The 17,933-nt window shown below is 73.6% G+C and carries 13 protein-coding genes; 6 read left to right on the plus strand and 7 right to left on the minus strand.

The annotated features are described in order from the left end of the window. Positions 1-7 precede the first annotated feature (7 nt). The 6 genes from ACRAKI_RS23785 to add all read right to left on the minus strand — a co-directional run bounded on the left by ACRAKI_RS23785 (position 8) and on the right by add (position 10,858). The gene (locus ACRAKI_RS23785) at positions 8-304 is read right to left on the minus strand and encodes a winged helix-turn-helix transcriptional regulator (RefSeq protein ID WP_447002724.1); all 297 of its coding nucleotides are present in this window, start codon (positions 302-304) and stop codon (positions 8-10) included. A 105-nt stretch (positions 305-409) separates the two neighbouring features. Continuing rightward, complete coding sequence (locus ACRAKI_RS23790; protein WP_447002725.1) at positions 410-835, minus strand: acyl-CoA thioesterase; 426 nt, start codon at positions 833-835, stop codon at positions 410-412. Between the two features lies 1 nt (position 836). Further along, positions 837-6,413 (minus strand): SDR family NAD(P)-dependent oxidoreductase, encoded by a 5,577-nt coding sequence (locus ACRAKI_RS23795; protein ID WP_447002726.1) that lies wholly within the window; start codon positions 6,411-6,413, stop codon positions 837-839. After that, complete coding sequence (locus ACRAKI_RS23800) at positions 6,410-7,402, minus strand: enediyne biosynthesis protein UnbU (RefSeq protein ID WP_447002727.1); 993 nt, start codon at positions 7,400-7,402, stop codon at positions 6,410-6,412. Before ACRAKI_RS23800 ends, ACRAKI_RS23795 begins: the two co-directional genes overlap by 4 nt. Further along, on the minus strand, positions 7,399-9,300 hold the full coding sequence (locus ACRAKI_RS23805; RefSeq protein WP_447002728.1) for a CRTAC1 family protein: 1,902 nt from the start codon (positions 9,298-9,300) through the stop codon (positions 7,399-7,401). The genes ACRAKI_RS23800 and ACRAKI_RS23805 overlap by 4 nt, the downstream gene beginning before the upstream one ends. 499 nt (positions 9,301-9,799) lie before the next feature. Further along, the gene (gene add, locus ACRAKI_RS23810; protein ID WP_447002729.1) at positions 9,800-10,858 is read right to left on the minus strand and encodes an adenosine deaminase; all 1,059 of its coding nucleotides are present in this window, start codon (positions 10,856-10,858) and stop codon (positions 9,800-9,802) included. Between the two features lie 209 nt (positions 10,859-11,067). On the opposite strand from add, the gene ACRAKI_RS23815 reads away from it, so the two are divergent. Together ACRAKI_RS23815 and ACRAKI_RS23820 are read left to right on the plus strand one after the other, a co-directional pair. Then, complete coding sequence (locus ACRAKI_RS23815; protein ID WP_447002730.1) at positions 11,068-12,546, plus strand: TldD/PmbA family protein; 1,479 nt, start codon at positions 11,068-11,070, stop codon at positions 12,544-12,546. Continuing rightward, the gene (locus ACRAKI_RS23820; protein ID WP_447002731.1) at positions 12,543-13,892 is read left to right on the plus strand and encodes a metallopeptidase TldD-related protein; all 1,350 of its coding nucleotides are present in this window, start codon (positions 12,543-12,545) and stop codon (positions 13,890-13,892) included. The genes ACRAKI_RS23815 and ACRAKI_RS23820 overlap by 4 nt, the downstream gene beginning before the upstream one ends. Positions 13,893-13,958: 66 nt before the next feature. Here ACRAKI_RS23820 and ACRAKI_RS23825 read toward each other — a convergent pair whose 3' ends face one another. Next, positions 13,959-14,282, minus strand: a complete 324-nt coding sequence (locus ACRAKI_RS23825) for a cytochrome ubiquinol oxidase subunit I (RefSeq protein WP_447002732.1) — start codon at positions 14,280-14,282, stop codon at positions 13,959-13,961. Between the two features lie 294 nt (positions 14,283-14,576). Here ACRAKI_RS23825 and ACRAKI_RS23830 point away from each other — a divergent pair, with 294 nt between their 5' ends. The 4 genes from ACRAKI_RS23830 (at position 14,577) to ACRAKI_RS23845 (ending at position 17,931) form a co-directional block, all read left to right on the plus strand. After that, the gene (locus ACRAKI_RS23830) at positions 14,577-15,299 is read left to right on the plus strand and encodes a GAF and ANTAR domain-containing protein (RefSeq protein ID WP_447002733.1); all 723 of its coding nucleotides are present in this window, start codon (positions 14,577-14,579) and stop codon (positions 15,297-15,299) included. Between the two features lie 5 nt (positions 15,300-15,304). Next, positions 15,305-16,804, plus strand: a complete 1,500-nt coding sequence (locus ACRAKI_RS23835) for a PP2C family protein-serine/threonine phosphatase (protein ID WP_447002734.1) — start codon at positions 15,305-15,307, stop codon at positions 16,802-16,804. 133 nt (positions 16,805-16,937) lie between these two features. Beyond that, positions 16,938-17,180, plus strand: a complete 243-nt coding sequence (locus tag ACRAKI_RS23840; protein ID WP_447002735.1) for a hypothetical protein — start codon at positions 16,938-16,940, stop codon at positions 17,178-17,180. Between the two features lies 1 nt (position 17,181). Beyond that, on the plus strand, positions 17,182-17,931 hold the full coding sequence (locus tag ACRAKI_RS23845) for an SDR family oxidoreductase (RefSeq protein ID WP_447002736.1): 750 nt from the start codon (positions 17,182-17,184) through the stop codon (positions 17,929-17,931). Positions 17,932-17,933 lie beyond the last annotated feature (2 nt).

Here is a 17,933-nt window from a genome sequence, read left to right on the forward strand (position 1 = left end):
GTCGCCTCTAGCCCTGGGTCGTGCCGTCGCGGCCCCAGCGGGCCAGGACCGTGAGGGGGCCGTCGAGGCCGCGGCCCAGCGGGGTCAGCCGGTACTCCCCGTCCCACTCGACCACCCCGTTGGCGCGCAACCAGTTGAGCCGGTCGCACAGCAGGGCGCGGTCCATGCCGGGGATGCCGTCCAGCAGCGCGTCCTCGTCCGCCGGCGCCACGAGCAGCTCGCGGATCAGCAGCATCGACCACAGGTCGCCCACCACGTCGAGCCCGGCGGCCAGCGCGCAGAACTGGCGGTCGTCATCGGTCACGGGCACCGGCTCCTCGTCGTGCTGATCTGGTTCGTGCGGGCGGGGTCGTTCGGGGCCGGGTCGTGCGGGGCGGGGCCGTGCGGGGCGGGGCCGTGCGGGATCGGGTCACGTCAGCACCTCCGCCGCGTACGGCCTCAGCGCACCGGCCAGCTCGTCCGGGACGCGCACGGGCCGGAGGCCGTCCTCCGTGCGGCGCAGGCACGACACGCTCTGGTCGCCCCGGGCCACCAGCCGCCCGGCCCGGCGGAACTCGTAGTCCATCTCGACCCGGTTGCCGTGCGTGCCGCGCAACGTCATGCCGATCTCGATCTCGTCCAGCGCGAAGGACTCCGCGAAGTACTCCATCGAGCACGACACCGTCACCAGCACCAGTTCGCCGCGGCGCAGTTCGGCCAGCACGCCGGGCGCGTGGTCGGCGAGGAACGACTCGCGGCAGTGGCCCTGCCAGTGCAGGTAGTGGGCGAAGTAGACGTTGCCCACCACGTTGGTCTCGTCGAACGTGACCCGGTGTCGGAAGATGTACTCGCGCACGTCAGACCCCTCCCACGGCGATCGCGACGACGGGATCGCCCAGGCCGGCGACCCGCGGTCGGGCCACCACCAGCGCGGCGCCCGCGCCGGAGAGCACGAGCAGGCCGTCGTCGGTGACCTCGTCCAGTTCCAGCGGCGCCGACGGGTCCCCGCCGAGTCCGGCCAGCGCGGCGCGACCGGCGGCCACCCGGCCCGCGGTCACCTCCACGGCTTCGTCCAGCTTGCCCGCGGCGCACGTGACGACCTCGTCGTCGGCCTTGGTCGCCGGTGCGAGCCCCGGCGTGCCCCACGCGACGCCGACAGGCCGGTCGGCACGGGCGAGCAGGACGTGGTCGTCCAGGGTGGCGGTGGTCCACCCCTCGCCGGGCGGCACGGGCCGGCCCGTTCCCGCGACGACCAGCTCCACGTGCTGCGCCACGTCGAGTTCGATCAGCCGACGGCTGAGCAGTGGTCCGACGAGCGGCACGGGCAGCGGCTCGTCCCACCGGTTGGGGGCGATCGCACGGAGGCGCAGGGCGTCCCAGCGGGCCACCGGCGCGCCCGTCGAGTCCGAGACGTCCACGTCGAACACGTACTCGTCGGCGGTGTGGGCGCGTTCCACCGCGTGCACCCGCAGCACGCCGCTCGGGGCGCGCCACACGGTGAACCGGTCCCCGCCCACCGGTAGCGCGCGTCGGTGCGGCACGCAGGCCAGCAGCACGTGCAGCGCCGCGTCGTGCGCTCCCGGGTCGCCGAGCAGCAGTCGTTGGTGGTGGAACTCGGAGAACCACGTGGTGTCCGGCTCGGCGCGGACGCGGGCCAGCACCTCGAACGCGGACAGCCGGTCGTAGCGGAGCAGTCGGCGGAACCGGCCCCGGTGGAACAGCAGCGGTCCGTAGAACGGGTGCGGGTCGTGCGGCCCGGTGTCGTCGACCGGAGGGAAGCGCTGGTCCCCCGCTTCCCCGTCCCCCGCTTCCGCACCCCCCGCTTCCGCGTCACGCGCTGTGGCGGTGAACCGGTCGGTCCCGAAGCCGTCCGACTCGTCGCGCAGCGCCACCCGCACGCCGTCGCCGCCGTCGTCGTGCAGCGCGAGCACGCGCACCACGCGGGAGCCGCGTTCCCCCACGGTCACCGGGCTGCGCAGGTCGACGTCCTCGAACGCCCACCCGCGCCGGCCGCCCGTCACCGCGTCGGCGGCCTGCGCCATCGCCTCCAGGCCGACCACGGCGGGCAGCACGGGCACGCCCTCGACGCGGTGCTCGTCCAGGTACGGGTCGTCGCCGAGGGACAGCGACGCCTCCACCACGGCCTCCACCCCGGCGATCCGGACCGGCAGGTCCTCGGTGAAGCGCAGCGGCTCCGGCGGCGGACCGGCGGCGGCGAGCGTCGGACCGGCCGGGAAGCGCCCGGTGAGCAGGACGGTGACCGGGGCGTCCCGATCGGCCAGCACGCGCATCAGGGCGAGCGGGCCGTCCTGCGCGGTGATCGGCGTGATGCCGGTCGCGGCGAGGCCGCCCACGACACCCATCCGCTCACCCATGCCGATCCCGGACCACAGCGACCACTCCACCAGGTGGAAGCGGCAGTCAGGCCGGTCCACGGCGGCGCGCTCCACCGCGTCGCGCAGCCAGTCGTTGGCGACGCAGTACTCGGCTTCGCCGAGCAGACCGCGGCGGCCGATGATCGAGCCGAACGCGATGACGAGCCGCAGGGCCGGTGCGGAGTCGAGCAACGTCCGCAGGCCGACGACCTTGGGCGCCAACGCCTGCTCCAAGGTCGTCGGTGTCACCGCGCCCATGCGCTGCGGGGTGTTGACGCCCGCGCCGTGCAGGAGCCCGCGCACGCGGCCGAGGACGCCGGCGGCGGTGACGGCGCGTGCCACGTCCGCCGGGTCGGTGACGTCGGCCTGCACGTAGTGCGCGCGGATGCCCTCGGGGAACGAGGCGAGCGCGGCCGTGACGCGTGGCGCGTTCGGTTCCGAACGGCCGAGCACGACCAGCGTGCAGCCGGTGCGCCGGGCCAGGGCCGCGCCGCACGCGCCGGTGATGCCGTCCGCGCCCCCGGTGACCAGGCAGACGTCGTCCGGGCCGAGCGGGAAGTCGCCGAGAGGGAGGTCGCAGTCGGGGCCGCGGTGGTGCGCGTGGGTGGTGACGTGCTCCGCCCCGTCCTCGGTGACGCGCAGCTCCCGGTACCCGGCGCCTGCGACGAGGCGGGCGTCGAGCGCGTCGCCTTCCACGTCCACGACGGTGACCGCGCAGCCGTCCAGCTCGACGGCGGCGCTGCGGCCCACGGCGGCTGCGGCGGGGTGGCCGCGGTGCGCGACCACGAGCCGGGACGGCCCGGTGGCGGCGACGAGTGCCAGCACCCGGGCCACTTCGCCGGGGTCGTCGCCGTCCAGCCAGACCGCGAGGCCGTGCCCCGGCAGGGCGACGTCGTGCAGCCAGTGGCCGGGCGGGGCGTCCACGGTCCAGTCGCCGGGTGGTGTCGCGACGCCGATGGGCTCGAAGGGCGTCCACCTGTGCTCGAAGGCCCGCACCCACGGCGCGAGCCCGGCGGGTGGTGCGCCGGACGTCTCCTCGGTCGTGGACGGCTGCGACGCCAGCACATCGGCGATGTCGGCGACCGTGCTGTCCACCACGGACAGTGCGGTGCTCGGCGGTGTGCGGCCGAGCAGTCCCGCCATCGCGGCGACGTGCTGGACCACCTGGAGCGAGTTCAGGTGCAGGTCGCCGAGCAGCGTGCTGTCGGGCCGGATGCTGCCGAGCGGCAACTCCAGCACCTGGCTCAGGTGCGCCCGCACGACCTCCAACGGCTCCCCGCTCGCGGGTTCGAGCACCACGGGCTCGGCTCGGTGGCGCACGACCGGTTCGGCCGGCACCTCGACCGCGACCGCCGACATGCCGGGGAGAACGGTCTCGCACGGGTTGGCGAGCAGGTCGATCCCGGCGTCCAGGTCGAGCGGGCGGTGCACCCGACCGGCGAACCACGCGTCCAGGTCGCCGGCGGCGCACGCGGCGAGCGCGGCCGTGGCCATCGCGTGGCGGTGCGGGTGCGTGCCGTCCAACGCGATCACTGGCAGGTCCGGCACGGCGGTGCGGGCGATGTCGGCGAGCGTGGTGCCCGGCCCTGCCTCCACCAGCAGTTCGCAGCGCTCGGCGAGGCGGCGCACGGCCTCGGTGAACCGCACCGGCCGGGTCATCTGGTCGACCAGCAGCGCGGCCAGGTCGGTGGTGGAGGTCAGCGGCCGGCCCGTCACGGTGGAGAACACGGGTCGTGCGAGCTGCGCGAACGGCACCCCGGCCAGTTCCCGGCGCAACGGCTCGACCACGTCGTCCATCGCGGTGCTGTGGAAGCCGTGGGACACGGGCAGCACGGCGGCGGCGATGCCCCGAGCACGCGCACGGGCCACCAGGCGCTCGACGTCCTCGACGGGACCTGCCACCGTGGTCTGCTCGGGGCCGTTGAACCCGGAGACCTCGACGGCCGACCCCTCGGTCAGCGCCTCGACCTCGCCGGGAGCCGCGCCGACGCCCGCCATCGCGGTGCCTCCACGTCCGTGCTCGGCCATCAACCGGCCTCGGACGACGGCGAGACGAAGTCCGGTGGCCGGGTCGAGCGCGCCCGCCCACACCAGGGCGCCGATCTCGCCCAGGCTGTGCCCCACGGCGGCGACCGGCAGGACACCGCACGCGTCGAGCCACGCGAGCCCGGCGAGCGACTGGCGGAGGATCGCGGGCTGGGCGACCGCCGTGTCCCGCGCGCCGTCCACGAGCGTGACGCCGGACGGGGTGGGCACGTCCAGGTCCACCGCCCACGGGCCGAGTTCGGCGCACACGGGCGCGGCCTGGCCGGGCAGGAGCAGGCCGACGCGCGGCGCGGGACCGGACGCGAGCACGACGCCCGCCGACTCGTCCAGCACGAGGCGGCCGTCCCAGCCGGGCAGGTGGTCGCACGCCGCGGTGGCGGCACGGTGCAGCCGGTCGGGTGTGCCGGCGACCAGCGCGCAGCGGACCGCGCCGGGAGCGTGCCGCCCGGCGTGCGCGGTGGCGGCGAGGTCGTGCAGTTCGGCCGCGCTCAGCCGGGGCGCGAGGGCGGCGACCGTGTCCAGGCGTTCCCGCAGGCGGTCGGCGTCGGCGGCGTCGAGGAGCAGGATCTCGTCACGGTGGGGGCGGCGGCTCAGCGCGACGACGCGCGGCGGCAGCGCCTCGACGGGCCGGGCGGGCAGGCCGCGCAGCACCACGTGGGCGTTGACCCCGCCGAAACCCATCGAGGACACCGACGCCAGCGGTGTGGTCGTCCGCCACGGCTCCGGTTCGGCCAGCACCCGCAACGGCGTGCCGGAACGGCGCAGCAACGCGTGCGGCGACTCCACCCCAGTCGTGGGCGGCAGCACCCGGTGGTGCGCGGCGAGCGTGGCTTTGATCAGTCCCGCCACGCCCGCCGCGGCCTTGGTGTGGCCGATGTTGGCCTTCACCGACCCGAGGGCCGCGCGGTGCGCGCCGTCACCCCGGATCTCCGACAACGCGGTCAGCTCCACCTCGTCGCCGACCTTCGTGCCCGTGCCGTGGCCTTCGACCAGCTCGACGTCGTGCGGCTCGATGCCCGCCATCCGGTAGGCGCGGGCCATCGCCAGCGCCTGACCGCGCGACCGGGGTCGGGTGAGCCCGCCCGCGCCGTCCGTGGACGTGCCCCAGCCGGCGAGCACCGCGTAGACGCGCAGGCCGGCGCGTTCGGCGTCCTCGGCGCGCATCAGGGCGACGACGCCGCAGCCCTCACCGGGCAGGAACCCGGTCGGCGACTCGTCGTAGACCCGCATCCGGTCCACCGCGAGGGCGCCCGTGCGGGCGAACCCCACCAGCTCGAACGGGTCCAGGCTGAGGTCGACGCCGCCGGCGAGCGCGAAGTCGAGGTCGCCGTCGAGCAGCGCCCGGCCGGCCGTCATCACGGACAGCAGGCTGGAGGCGCACGCGCCGTCCACGGTGTACCCGGAGCCGTGGAAGTCGAAGTGGTTGCAGATCCGGCCCGCGATGGTGTTCGACAGCGCGCCCGCGAGCGACTCGTCACCGGGGACGGGGAACGGTTCCCGCACCAGGTCGCCGAGCAGGCTGATCGCGTGCTCGGCGCGTCCGGCGTCGACGCCCGCGCCCGCCAGAGCCGCTGCCGCCGCACGCCGGACGAACGGCCACCGCAGGCGCAGTTGGGCGGCGCGGGAGAACTCGCCGGTCATCGTGTTGCCCAGCACCACGCCGACGCGGTCGAGGTCGAGTCCGCGCCCGTCCGGGCAGCCGGCGTCGACCAGGGCGTCGGCCGCGGTCTCCAGGGCGAGCCAGTGCACGTGGTCGACCGCCCGGTGCAGCGGCCCCGGCACGCCGAACCGCTTCCGGTCGAACCGCCAGTCGCGCAGCAGCCCGGCGTGCGTCGAGTAGGTCCGGTCGGGGTCGTCGGCCGGGCCGAGGTACGCCCGCGACAGCCGCTGCTCGGGGAACCTGCGGAAGCCCCGGCGGCGGCCGAGCACGGTCTCCCACAACCGGGTCGGCGAGTCGGCGTCGGGGTAGCGGCACGCCATGCCGACGATCGCGACCCCGGCGGACGGGCTCACGACCGCACCGCGGCGGGCGCCGCCGACGTCCGGGCCGGCCGCTTCGACGCGACGACCAGCACCACGGCCCGCAGGACGCACGTGGCGACCAGGGCGAAGAACAGCCCGAACGAGATCCCGGCGACGACGAGCGCCGCGTAGACCAGCGCCGCGGTCACGCCGAACACCACCTGGTTGCGCGTGACGAACGGCGTGCTGCCCGGATCGGTGATCATGTAGTTGGTGAACAGGATGAACGCCAGGCCCGTCATCGGTGCCAGCGCGCCGAGCAGCGAGTGGTCCAGCAGCAGCCAGCGCAGCACCGCCTGGAGCACGAACGCGCCGAGCCAGGCGAGGATCAGCGGCAGCTTGCCGGTGAGCTTGGCGTTCAGCATGGTGCCCGCCATCAGCACGCCCAGCGGCAGCAGCCAGTCCAGGGCGCCGGTGGTGAAGCTGGTGAAGTGGTAGGGCGGCGCGATGCCGACCCACGGGAACAGCAGGAGCGCCACGACGATGCCCGTGTTGGACGGGTTGAACACGTGCCGGACCTTGCCGTTGACGCTCAGCCGCACCAGGTACTTGCTGGCGTTGCCGACGGTCACGGCGAAGACGTAGGGCCACAGGGATTCGTTGCCCCACAACAGCATCCCGCACGCCAGGCCGGTGATGTGGGCGGGCAGCAGGAACACGACGAGGGCCTTGGCCCCGCCTGCGCACGCCGGTGTGCGCCCGGTGACCCACGCGTCGAGCAGCTCGAACAGCAGCGCGGTCGCGTAGCTGACGAGGACGACGGCGATCGGTGTGATCGGCGCCTGCTCGAAGCCGAGGACGGTGTGCCCGAGGACGTTGAACACGGTGATGGACGTGGCGAACCGGGCGAGCGCCTTGACCCGCCGCTGCTCCGGCGTCAGGACCGGCCGAGCGGGCGGGGCGGGCGGCGTGGTCGACCGCGCGTCGGTGGCCGGTGCGCCGACGAGGTGCACGTCTGGTGGTGTCGAGGTCGTCGTCATCGAACTTCCGCCGTTCCGTCGATGTCGAGCAGGATGGTCGAGCGGCCGGGCCTCACCTCGACCTCCGCCTCGTGTCTCCCGGCGGAGTCGCGCCAGGACACCGTGGCGGGGACGGGGTCGCCACCGGGCAGGGCGAAGTGCAGCTCCGGGGCCGACACCCCGGTGTGCCCGTTGGCGGGGAAGAGCTGCGCCCGCTGCGGTCGGTCCGGGTGGTGCAGCCGCACCTGTGCCCCGATGGCGGGCGTGGTCGCGCCCTCCCGTCCGGCCGGCGCGGGCCGCACGAGGCGCAACCCGGCCGACGGCCCGGTGGCCGAGGTGTTGCGCAGCAGCACGGAGTCCTGCCACTGGTTGGCCACGACGGCGTCCAGCTTGCCGTCGCCGTCCACGTCGCCGAACGCCAGCGCGCGGGTGTTGTCGTCGGACGTGACGCCGGTCCTGCCGGCGACGTCGGTGTAGCGGCCGTCCGGGCCGCGCGCGTAGAACCGGTTGGGCTCGTGGCCGGACAGGTCGTCGCCGGGCCGGAAGTGCGGCCAGAACGCCGGGTCGTGCAGCACGTCGTCGTTGGCCATGGCGAGTTCCTGGAGCAGCGGCCACCGGTTCACGTCGCCCGTGATGAACCCGTTGGCTTGCATGAGCTCGTCCGTGCCGTCGTTGTCGAAATCGCCCGCGCGGACGTCCCAGGCCCAGCCCGACCGGGCCAGGCCGAGCTGCTCGCTGCGGTCCCGGTACGGCAGCCCGCCCGCCTCCAGGTCCGCGGGCGACCCGGTGGGGGTGAACGCGAAGTTGCTCTCGTGCAGCGCGTACGGGGTGGTGATGTTGCTGACCACGATCGTCGGCAGCGGCGCGTCACCGTCGTAGGTGAAGGTCACGCCCATGCCCTTGAACGAGTCGTAACCGAGCGCCATCGACTTGGGCGTGATCAGGTCGCGGTCGCCGCGGACCTCGGTGAACTCGACCCGGCCGGGCGTCGACTCGTTGAGCATCAGCTGGTCCGGGCCGAAGTCGTTGGCCTGGTACAGCTCCGGCCTGCCGTCGCCGGTGAGGTCCTGCAAGCCGGTGGCCAGCGTCCACGACCCCGCCGCCTCACGGCTGAGCGCAGTGCTCGCGTCGGTCATCCGCGGCAGCTCGTCGGGGCGGCCGGTGGGGGTGGTGAGCAGCAGCCGGTTGGCACCGCCGTTGCGGGCGAACGACATGGAGCGCTGCATCTCCATCCGGGTCTCGTCGTCGGCGGTCGGGTCGAGCACCCGCGCGCCGTCCGGGAAGTAGTTGCCCACCAGCAGGTCCAGGTTGCCGTCACCGTCCACGTCGCCGACGTTCAGCGTCTCGCTGTTCCACACCTCCATCGGTGTGACCAGCTCGACCGCGCGGTGGCCGGACGCGGTGGGGACGCCGGGACCGGCGGTGTTGAGGAACACCAGGGGCGAGCGCCCCCAGTAGTGCACGACGTGGTCGGTGTCGCCGTCGACGTCGATGTCCACCGGCACGCAGCCCATCGGCGCCATGGTCGCGTCGTACGGCAGGTCGGCGGGTACCAGCCGGACCGGCGCGTAACCGTCCTCTTCGGACGGTCTGGCCGGGCGCAGCGTCACCGAGTCGTCCCGCGGGTCGACCAGGCAGAGGTCGGCGGCGCGGCCGAGACCGCGCACGTCGGACAGGCCCGCCGCGGCTCCGACGGCGGAGATCCAGGCCCGGATGTCCCGCAGGCCCGGTGCGACGGCGCGTTCGGTCCGAGCGTCCGCCGGCTCCGAGTTCACCGGCTCCGGGGTGAACCGGTAGCGGGCGGCGAGCGCACCGGCCTCCTGCTCGCTGAGCGCCGGCCGGACCACCATCAGGCCCGTCGCCGTGCAGAGCCCCAGGATGACCGCGGTGACGAGCAGCTTCCGTGCTGATGTCTGCATCAGGTTTCGCACTCCCGGTCGAAAATCAGCGCCGTGCGGGGTACGTCGACATTTGCGGTCAACATTGACCGGCGGAGCGAGGACTGAATTCGTAAGTCGTGCGCGCTGGTCCGACACCATCGGATTCACGCACTGCAACCCCCATGATCGGCAGTATCGCGCAAAGGTGGGAACCATGTCCGCAAGGGTTCCCAACCCCGCTCGAACTGTGTCTACCAGCAACTATATGGCGGTTCAACCCGTCCAACCAGTTTCACACGTTTGCCGTAGGCAATCATCGACAACGATCTCCGAGGTGAAATTCAAGCGCACGCGGAATACGACGTCGACCGCGTCGCATTTCTCACGAATGCACGTGACCAGTAGATTGCTGAATTCGGTCGACACGTCGGCCGGCGCACGGGTCAACGCGAGGGCCGGTGACCGCCGGAATGCGGAGTCGGGCCGCCGCGCGTCGTGATCGGCGCGTGGTGCCCCGGTTCGCCGCGCGGGGCGGCGGTCACTCCCCCACCCCCCAACGCGCGACGTGCACGTCGTGCGCCGCGACCATGCGGCTGCGTTCGTCATCGTCCACGAGGCTCGCCAGCAGCGACGTGCGCGCGGTGGCCACCAGGTCCGCGAGGCGGAAGCCGAGACCGGTCGCCGCGGTCCGGTACTCGCCGAGCGTGGACGAGCCGAACAGCAGCGGGTCGTCGGAACCGAGCACCAGCGGCACACCCGCGGTGCGCAGGTCGCGCGCCGGGTGGTCGGCGAGGTCGGCCACCACGCCGGTGCGGAGGTTGCTCGTGGGGCAGATTTCGAGCACGGTGCCGCGCTCCACCAGTTCCGAGACCAGTCCCGGTTCGTCGGCCGCGCGGAAACCGTGCCCCAGGCGAACCGGGTCGAACACCAGCGCGTCGCGGACGCCCTCGGCGCCGACCGCCTCACCGGCGTGCGGCACGAACGGCACACCGCGTTCGCGTGCCCACCGGATCGCCTCGGCGAACAGCGAGGCGTTCCGCCCCGGCTCGAAACCACCGAGCCCCAGCGCCACCACGCCCCGGTCACGGCCGCGCACGCACCACTCCGCCGTCACCGAGCAGTCCTCTGTGGACAGGTCGCGGACGTGGTCCAGGACGAAGCGCACCACGACACCGCTGTCGCGCCTCGCCTCCTCCGCACCTGCCCACAGCCCGTCCACCACCTCGTCCAGCGGGATGCCGCGATCGCGGTGGTGGGTGATCGCGGAGCACGTGACCTCCGCGCGCACCACGCCCTGCGGCGCCAGGTCGGCGGCCAGTTCGACCACCGCACGGGCGAAGTCCTCGGGACCGCGGAACACGTCGGTGCAGGTCGTGTAGAGGTCGGCGAAGTGCCGGAAGTCGCGGAACCGGAAGCGCTCGGCCAGCCACCGCTCGTCCAGGCCGGCGAACTCGCTCCCGTTGCGGCGGGCGAGGTCCAGCAACGTCGCCGGGCGCAACGCACCCTCCAGGTGGACGTGCAGCTCGGCCTTGGGCAGTCCCGCGACGAACGCCTCCAGGTCGGGCGTCCACCTGTCTTCGACGTCGGTCCACGTCACGACCCCATCGTCCACGAGCGTGCGTCCTGTCCGCCACCCCGCATCACTACAGCTTCCTCAACCCCAATGTGCCCCAGAGCACAGCGCGCGTCAACGGACGTGCACCTGTCCGCAGATCCCCCTTCCGCCTTCCACTCCGTTTGCACAAGCTTCATTTTTAAGTAGTATCGAGGAGGTCTTCGAGCTCAGACCGCAGGGAGGGGGCACGGGTGGACGACGCGTTCCTCGCCCTTCCCCTGCGCCGGCTCGCCGACGCCGCACTGGACCGCGCACGGCGGCTCGGTGCCCACCACGCCGCCGTGCAGGTCGTGCGCACCCGCAGCGGCCACCTGACGCTCCGGAACGCGCGGACCGCCACTTCGTCCGACACCACCAGGACCGGGTTGTCCGTGCGGGTGTTCACATCACGGGGCCGGGGCTTCGCGTCCACCGTCGACCTCACCGCGGAAGCGGCCGTCGACGCGGCGGACCGCGCGTGGGAAGTCGCGCGGTCCGGGCTCTCCGACTCCTCGTTCACCGAGGAACCGGTGCACCACGACGCGGTGTGGGTGTCGGCGTACGACGTGAACCCGTTCGACGTGCCCGAATTCGACCGCGCGGCGCTGCTCGCGGACTGGAGCACCACGCTGCTCGCCGCCGCGCCGGTGTCCTCGGTGCTCGCCCTGTGCGTCGCCACTCAGGAGAACCGCTTCTACGCCGACCTCGCCGGCACCACGACGACGCAGCAGCGCGTCCGCGTGCACCCCCAGGTGGTGGTGACCGGAACGCACCCGCGCACCGGCGCGATGCGGACCTTGCGCTCCGTCGGCCCACCGACCGCACGAGGGTGGGAGTACCTGGGCGGCGCCGGCTGGGACTGGGCGGGGGAGGTGGCGGGCATGCCGGGTCGGCTCGCCGCCAAACTCGGCGCGCGGCCCGTGGAGCCCGGCGTCTACGACCTCGTGATCGACTCGTCCAACCTGTGGCTCACGATCCACGAGTCGGTCGGGCACGCCACCGAGCTGGACCGCGCGCTCGGGCACGAGATCAGCTACGCGGGCACCACGTTCGCCACGCCCGACCTGCTGGGCTCGCTGCGCTACGGCTCGGAGCTGATGACCGTGACCGCCGACCGGACCGCGCCGCACGGCATGGCGACCACCGGCTTCGACGACGAGGGCGTCGCCGCGCAGTCGTGGCCGCTGGTGGAGCGGGGCCTGCTGACCGGCTTCCAGTCCGACCGGTCCACCGCCTCGGTGCTGGGCGCGACCAGGTCCACGGGCTGCTCCTACGCCGAGTCCGCCGCGCACGTGCCGCTGCCGCGGATGCCGAACGTCTCGCTCGCGCCGTCCGGTACCCCGTGCTCGACCGACGACCTGATCGGCCGCGTCGAGGACGGCATCTACCTCGCCGGGTCGGACAGCTGGTCGATCGACGCCACCCGGTCGGACTTCCAGTTCACCGCCCAGCGCTGCCACCGCATCCGCGCGGGCCGGCTCGCCGAGCCGCTCGCCGGGGTCGCCTACCACTCGTCCACGACCGAGTTCTGGTCCTCCCTGGCCGGGCTCGGCGACCAGAGCACGGTGACGGCGTTCGGCGCGGACCTCTGCGGCAAGGGTCGGCCCACGCAGGCCTCGGCGGCGAGCCACAGCTGTCCTTCGGCGCTGTTCACCCGCGTGCCGGTGCACTACGTGGGCGACGCGACGTGATCGCGGCCCACGAACTGGTGGAACGGGCGCTCGCCGCCGCACGGCCGGGCGACCAGGTCGTGGTGATCGTGGACGACACGGCGCACGCGCACCTGCGCTGGGCCGGCGAGGTGACGACGAGCGCCGGGCACGTGCTGAACCGGCAGGCGCACATCGCGGTGATCACGTCAGGGCTCACGGCGGGTGTGGTCTCGGCGGGTGGCGCGCTCGACGGGACGGCCGTGCGCGACCTGGTGGACGCCGCATCGACGGCCGCGCGGCGGTCCGGTGCCGAGGCCGAGCCCCTCCCGGCGGTCGACCTACCCCCGGCGCCGGACTGGCACGAGCCTGCCGTCACCGCGCCACCCGGTGCGCTCGGCGGTGTGGCGGCCGACCTCGCACGGGCCGACCGCTTCGACCTGCACTGCTACGCCGAGCAGGAGGTCCGCACGACGCTGCTCGGGACGTCTGCGGGCGTGCGGCTGCGGCACGTGCAGCCTTCCGGCGTGGTGGAGCTGACAGCGCGCGCTGCGACCTCATCCGCGTGGGTCGGGGTGGACGTTCCCGACCTCGCGGACCTGCGTCTGGACCCCGTGCTGGACGACCTGGAGCAGCGCCTCGGCTGGGGCCGCGGGCGCATCGACGTGCCGCCCGGCCGGTACGAGGTGCTGCTCCCGCCGTCCTGCACGGCCGACCTGGTCAAGCACCTGTACCGGTCCGCCGGCGGACGGGACGCGGCGGACTGCCGGACCGCGCTCTCCGCGCCGGACGGCGGCACCCGGCTCGGTGATCGGCTCGCCGCCCTGCCGCTGACGTTGCGCAGCGACCCGGCGCACGAGGGCCTGGAGTGCGACCCGTTCGTGGTCACGCGGGCGTCGGGCGCGGACACGTCCGTGGCGGACAACGGCCTCGCCCTGGGCCCGACGAGCTGGATCACCGACGGCGTCCTGACCGCACTCGTGCACACCAGGGCCTCCGCGCGGTACACCGGTCACCCCGTCACACCTCGCATCGGCAACCTCGTGCTGGAAGGCGCACCCGGTGGGCCGACGCTGCCGGAGATGATCGCCTCCACCCGGCACGGCCTGCTGCTGACCTCGCTGTGGTACCTGCGTGAGGTGGACGCGCGGGCGTTGCGGCTGACCGGGCTGACCAGGGACGGCGTGTACGTGGTGCGCGACGGCGAGGTGATCGGCGCGACCGGCGACTTCCGCTTCAACGAGAGCCCGCTGCACCTGCTGGACCGGATCGCGGAGGTCGGGCCGACGTCGGTCACCCTGCCCCGCGAGCCGGACGACGAGCGGATCCGCACGGCGATGCCCCCGGTGCGGGTCGCCGACTTCACCGCGGTCGCTGCGCGGATGTGACCGGCTAATCGCGCGCCGGGCGTCGGAACAGGGGGTCCGCGTACACCGACGCGACCAGGTACCCCGTCACCATGAACGCCGCCGGCCACATGTGGGTTGGCGACAGCCGGTTCCACCCGAACAGGTACACCCCGACGAAGATCGCCTCCACGAGAACGCGAACCCCTCCAGCACGAACGGGAAGCCGAACACCTCGCCGAAGCGGTCCACCAGACCGGGCCACGGGATGCCCAGCTCCAACGACAGCGACGTGCCCGACACGGCCCCGGCGGCGAACGACGCGCCCATGGCCTTGGCCCACGTGTGCGCCGGCTCGGTGAACACCACGATCGCCGGGAACGCGACGCCGAAGCACGCGAAGACGATGTGCCGGCCCAGCGACAGCGCCATCTGCGTCCGCGCGGGAGCAGGTCGTCCACCGCACCGGCGGCCACGAGATCCAGTGCGGCCACACGACCTCCCATGTGGGCAGAGCAGACTGCCGCCCACCGCGTACCCCGGAGACCCAGCGGGGAACGGGATTCCCCCGGCCTGGACGCAGCGCCGGCGTGGCCCGCGGATCGCCCCGCTCAGGGCGGCGACGGCCGGTCGAGGCGGCGGCTGGACGTCGGATTAGAACTGGACGGCGTCGGGTATGCGGCGAGTGGGCAGCGGCCGACCCTCGGCCGGCCGGGGGTGGTGCGGATGGCATCGGAGTTGTCGCCGGGCGACGAGTTGGCCGCCGTGTTCGTCCGCGTCTCCGGACTGCTGCTGTCACGCGAGACGGTGGACACCGCGTTGAGGCTGATCACGTCGTCGGCGAAGGAGAGCCTCCCGGGCTCTGCCGGTGCCGGCATCACCTTGATGGGCCCGGACGGCGACCGGGTGACGGCGGCGGCGACCGACGCCGTGGTGGAGCGCGCCGACGCCCTCCAGTACGAACTGGGGCAGGGACCGTGCCTGACGGCGTGGGAGCAGCGGACGGTGGTGCTCATCGACGACCTGGAGCGGGAGGACCGGTGGCCGGAGTGGATCCGCGCGGTGGCCGGGGCGGGCTTGCGGTCGACGCTCAGCGCGCCCCTGACCGCGGGCGCGGAGACGTTGGGCGCGTTGAAGGTCTACGGCTCCCGCCCCGGGATCCACGGTGAACGGGAGGAACACCTCTTGACCATGTTCGCCACGCAGGCGGCCATCCTGCTGACCAACCTGCGCACCTCGGAGGACGCGCGGCGGATCAGCGACGACCTCACGGACGCCCTGCGCGGGCGGGACGCGGTCGCGTTCGCCAAGGGCATCCTGATGGGCCGTGACGGCGCCGACGAAAGGGCCGCGTTCCTGATGCTGGCCGACATGGCGCAACGCCGCCGCCGGACCCTGCGCGATGTGGCGGAGGACCTGGTCCGGTCGACGATCCGCCGTCCCCGCTGACCGCCATGACCGACCACCGCGCCGACCACCGCGCCGACCGGCAGCAGGACAGCATCGCATCCGCCCTGCGACACGCCGGGCTGACCATCGAGGAGCTGTGGCTCCGCTACTTCGCCCTGGGCGGCAACGCCGGGTTGGTCGAGATCGACGCGTACGTGCACGGGCTGGGCGAGCTGCCCCCGCTGCAACCGGACGTCCTGGCCCACGCGGTCAACGAGCGGCTGGACGAGTTGACCCCGCCGCACCGCGCCGAGTACAGCCGGCAGACGCGCGAGACCAGTCCGCGCGGCCGATCGCTGTCCGCGCTGGTCGCCCTGCTCGAAGGAGCGGAACTGGCCCCGCCCGACCGGCTGAAGCTGCTGGTCGACGGCGCCGCCCAGGCCTTGGACGTGCGCATCACGATGTACCTGGTCGACTACGAGGAACGCCACCTGCACCGATGGTCGGCCGGCAGCACCCACGACGGCGAGCACGACGGCGAGCACGACGGGGCGCGGCTGGGCGTGGACAGCACGCTGCCCGGACGGGCGTTCCGGCAGGTGCGCATCCTGCCCTCGCGGACCGACGGCCGGCACCGGCTGTGGGTGCCGCTGCTGGACGGCGTGGAGCGGTTGGGCGTGCTGGACGTCCAGGTGGACGACCCGAGCGACCTGCACGACCCGGGCCTGCGCGCCCAGTGCCGGTGGCTGTCCATGCTGCTGGGACACCTGGTCACCCTCCTCACCCAGTACGGGGACGCGGTGGACCTGGTGCGCCTGCCCACCCTGCGGACGGTCAGCGGAGAGCTGATCTGGTCGTTGCTGCCGCCGCTGACCGCCGGGGTGGACAGCTTCGTGGTGACCGGCGTGGTCGAGCCGCGGCACGGCGTGAACGGCGACGTCTTCGACTACTCGCTCTCGGAGACCACCGCCACCCTGCTCGTGCTGGACGCGGTCGGGCACAACCTGCGCAGCGGTCTGATCGCCGCCACCGCCCTGGCCGCCCACCGGCAGGCCCGCCACGCCGGCCAAGACCTCCGCGGGCAGGCCCGCACCATCGACGAGACGATCAGCACGCAGTTCGGCCGCAGCACGTTCGTCACCGCCGTCCTGGCCGAGGTGGACCTGGCCACCGGACGGCTGCGCTACCTCAACGCCGGGCACCCCGAGCCGCTGATCCTGCGCGGCGGCCGGGTGGTGAAGCCGCTGACCGCCGGGCACACGCCACCTCTCGGCCTCGGCCTCGGTCTCGGCGAACGGGCCGTCGCCGAGGAACTCCTCCAGCCGGACGACTGGCTCGTCCTCTACAGCGACGGCATCACCGAGGCCCGGAACGCGCGAGGCGAGTTCTTCGGCGAGACCCGACTGGCTGACTTCCTGCACCGCGAAGCAGCCGCCGGCAATCCTCCGCCCGAGACGGCCCGGCGGCTGATGCAGGCCATCCTCACCCACCAGGGCGGCGTGTTCCAGGACGACGCCAGCGTCGTGCTGGCCCGCTGGACCAACCCGCGAGTGGTGCTCCCCTGACGATCAGGTGGTCCCCACGGGCGAACCGGCGAACCGGCGACACGTCGAGCGGATAAGCTGCACCGGGCTCGCGGAACGGCGGAAGCCCTTCGCACCGGCGCCCCGGTCGAGCTGAGCAGGAGACCCCGCTCCCATGTTCGTCACCACCGTCGTACTGGCCGTCGCACTCGCGCTGGTCCACCTGGCGGCCGGCATCCCCGAGGCCGTCGGCCAGGCCAAGGCGGTCGAGCAGGGCGAGCACGTCGGCGTCGAACCCGGCCCGCACGAGGTCGTCGGCGCGGTCGTCGCCCACGTCCGGGTCAAGGACACCACGCCGGCGATCGCGGTCCCGGCGCTCACCACCGCGTACGCGGTGTTCCGCGTCCGCACCGCCTGACATGGCAGGCCACCCCGTTTCCGTGGTGACCGGCGCCGGCTCGGGAGTGGGGCGCGCGGTCGCCCGAGGGTTCCTCGAAGCCGGTCACCGCGTGGCGCTCGCCGGACGGCGGGCCGACGCGCTGACCGGGACCGCCGTCGGCGCGCCGGCCGGGTCGGTGCTCGTGGTGCCCACCGACGTCACGGTCGAGGCGTCCGTGGACGCGCTGTTCGACGCGGTGCGCGAGCGGTGGGGCCGGGTCGACGTGCTGTTCAACAACGCCGGGACGAACGTGCCCGCCACGCCGCTGGAGGACTTCACCGTCGAGCAGTGGAGGAAGGTCGTGGACACGAACCTGACCGGCTCGTTCCTGTGCGCCCGCGCCGCTTTCCGCCTGATGCGCGAGCAGGCGCCGCAGGGCGGCCGGATCATCAACAACGGCTCGGTGTCCGCCCGGGCGCCGCGACCCGACGCGATCGCGTACAACGCGAGCAAGCACGCGATCACCGGGTTGACGAAGTCGATCTCGCTGGAGGGCCGCCGGCACCGCATCGCCTGCGGGCAGATCGACATCGGCAACGCGGCGACGCCGATGACCGACCGGATGAGCCGGGGCGTGCTCCAGGCGGACGGGTCGACCGCCGCCGAGCCCACGATGGACGTCGCCCACGTCGTCGACGCGGTCCGCTACATGGCCGGGCTGCCGCTGGAAGCCAACGTGCAGTTCATGACGGTCATGGCGACCACGATGCCGCTCGTCGGCCGAGGCTGACC

The organism is Saccharothrix isguenensis (genome assembly GCF_052936305.1).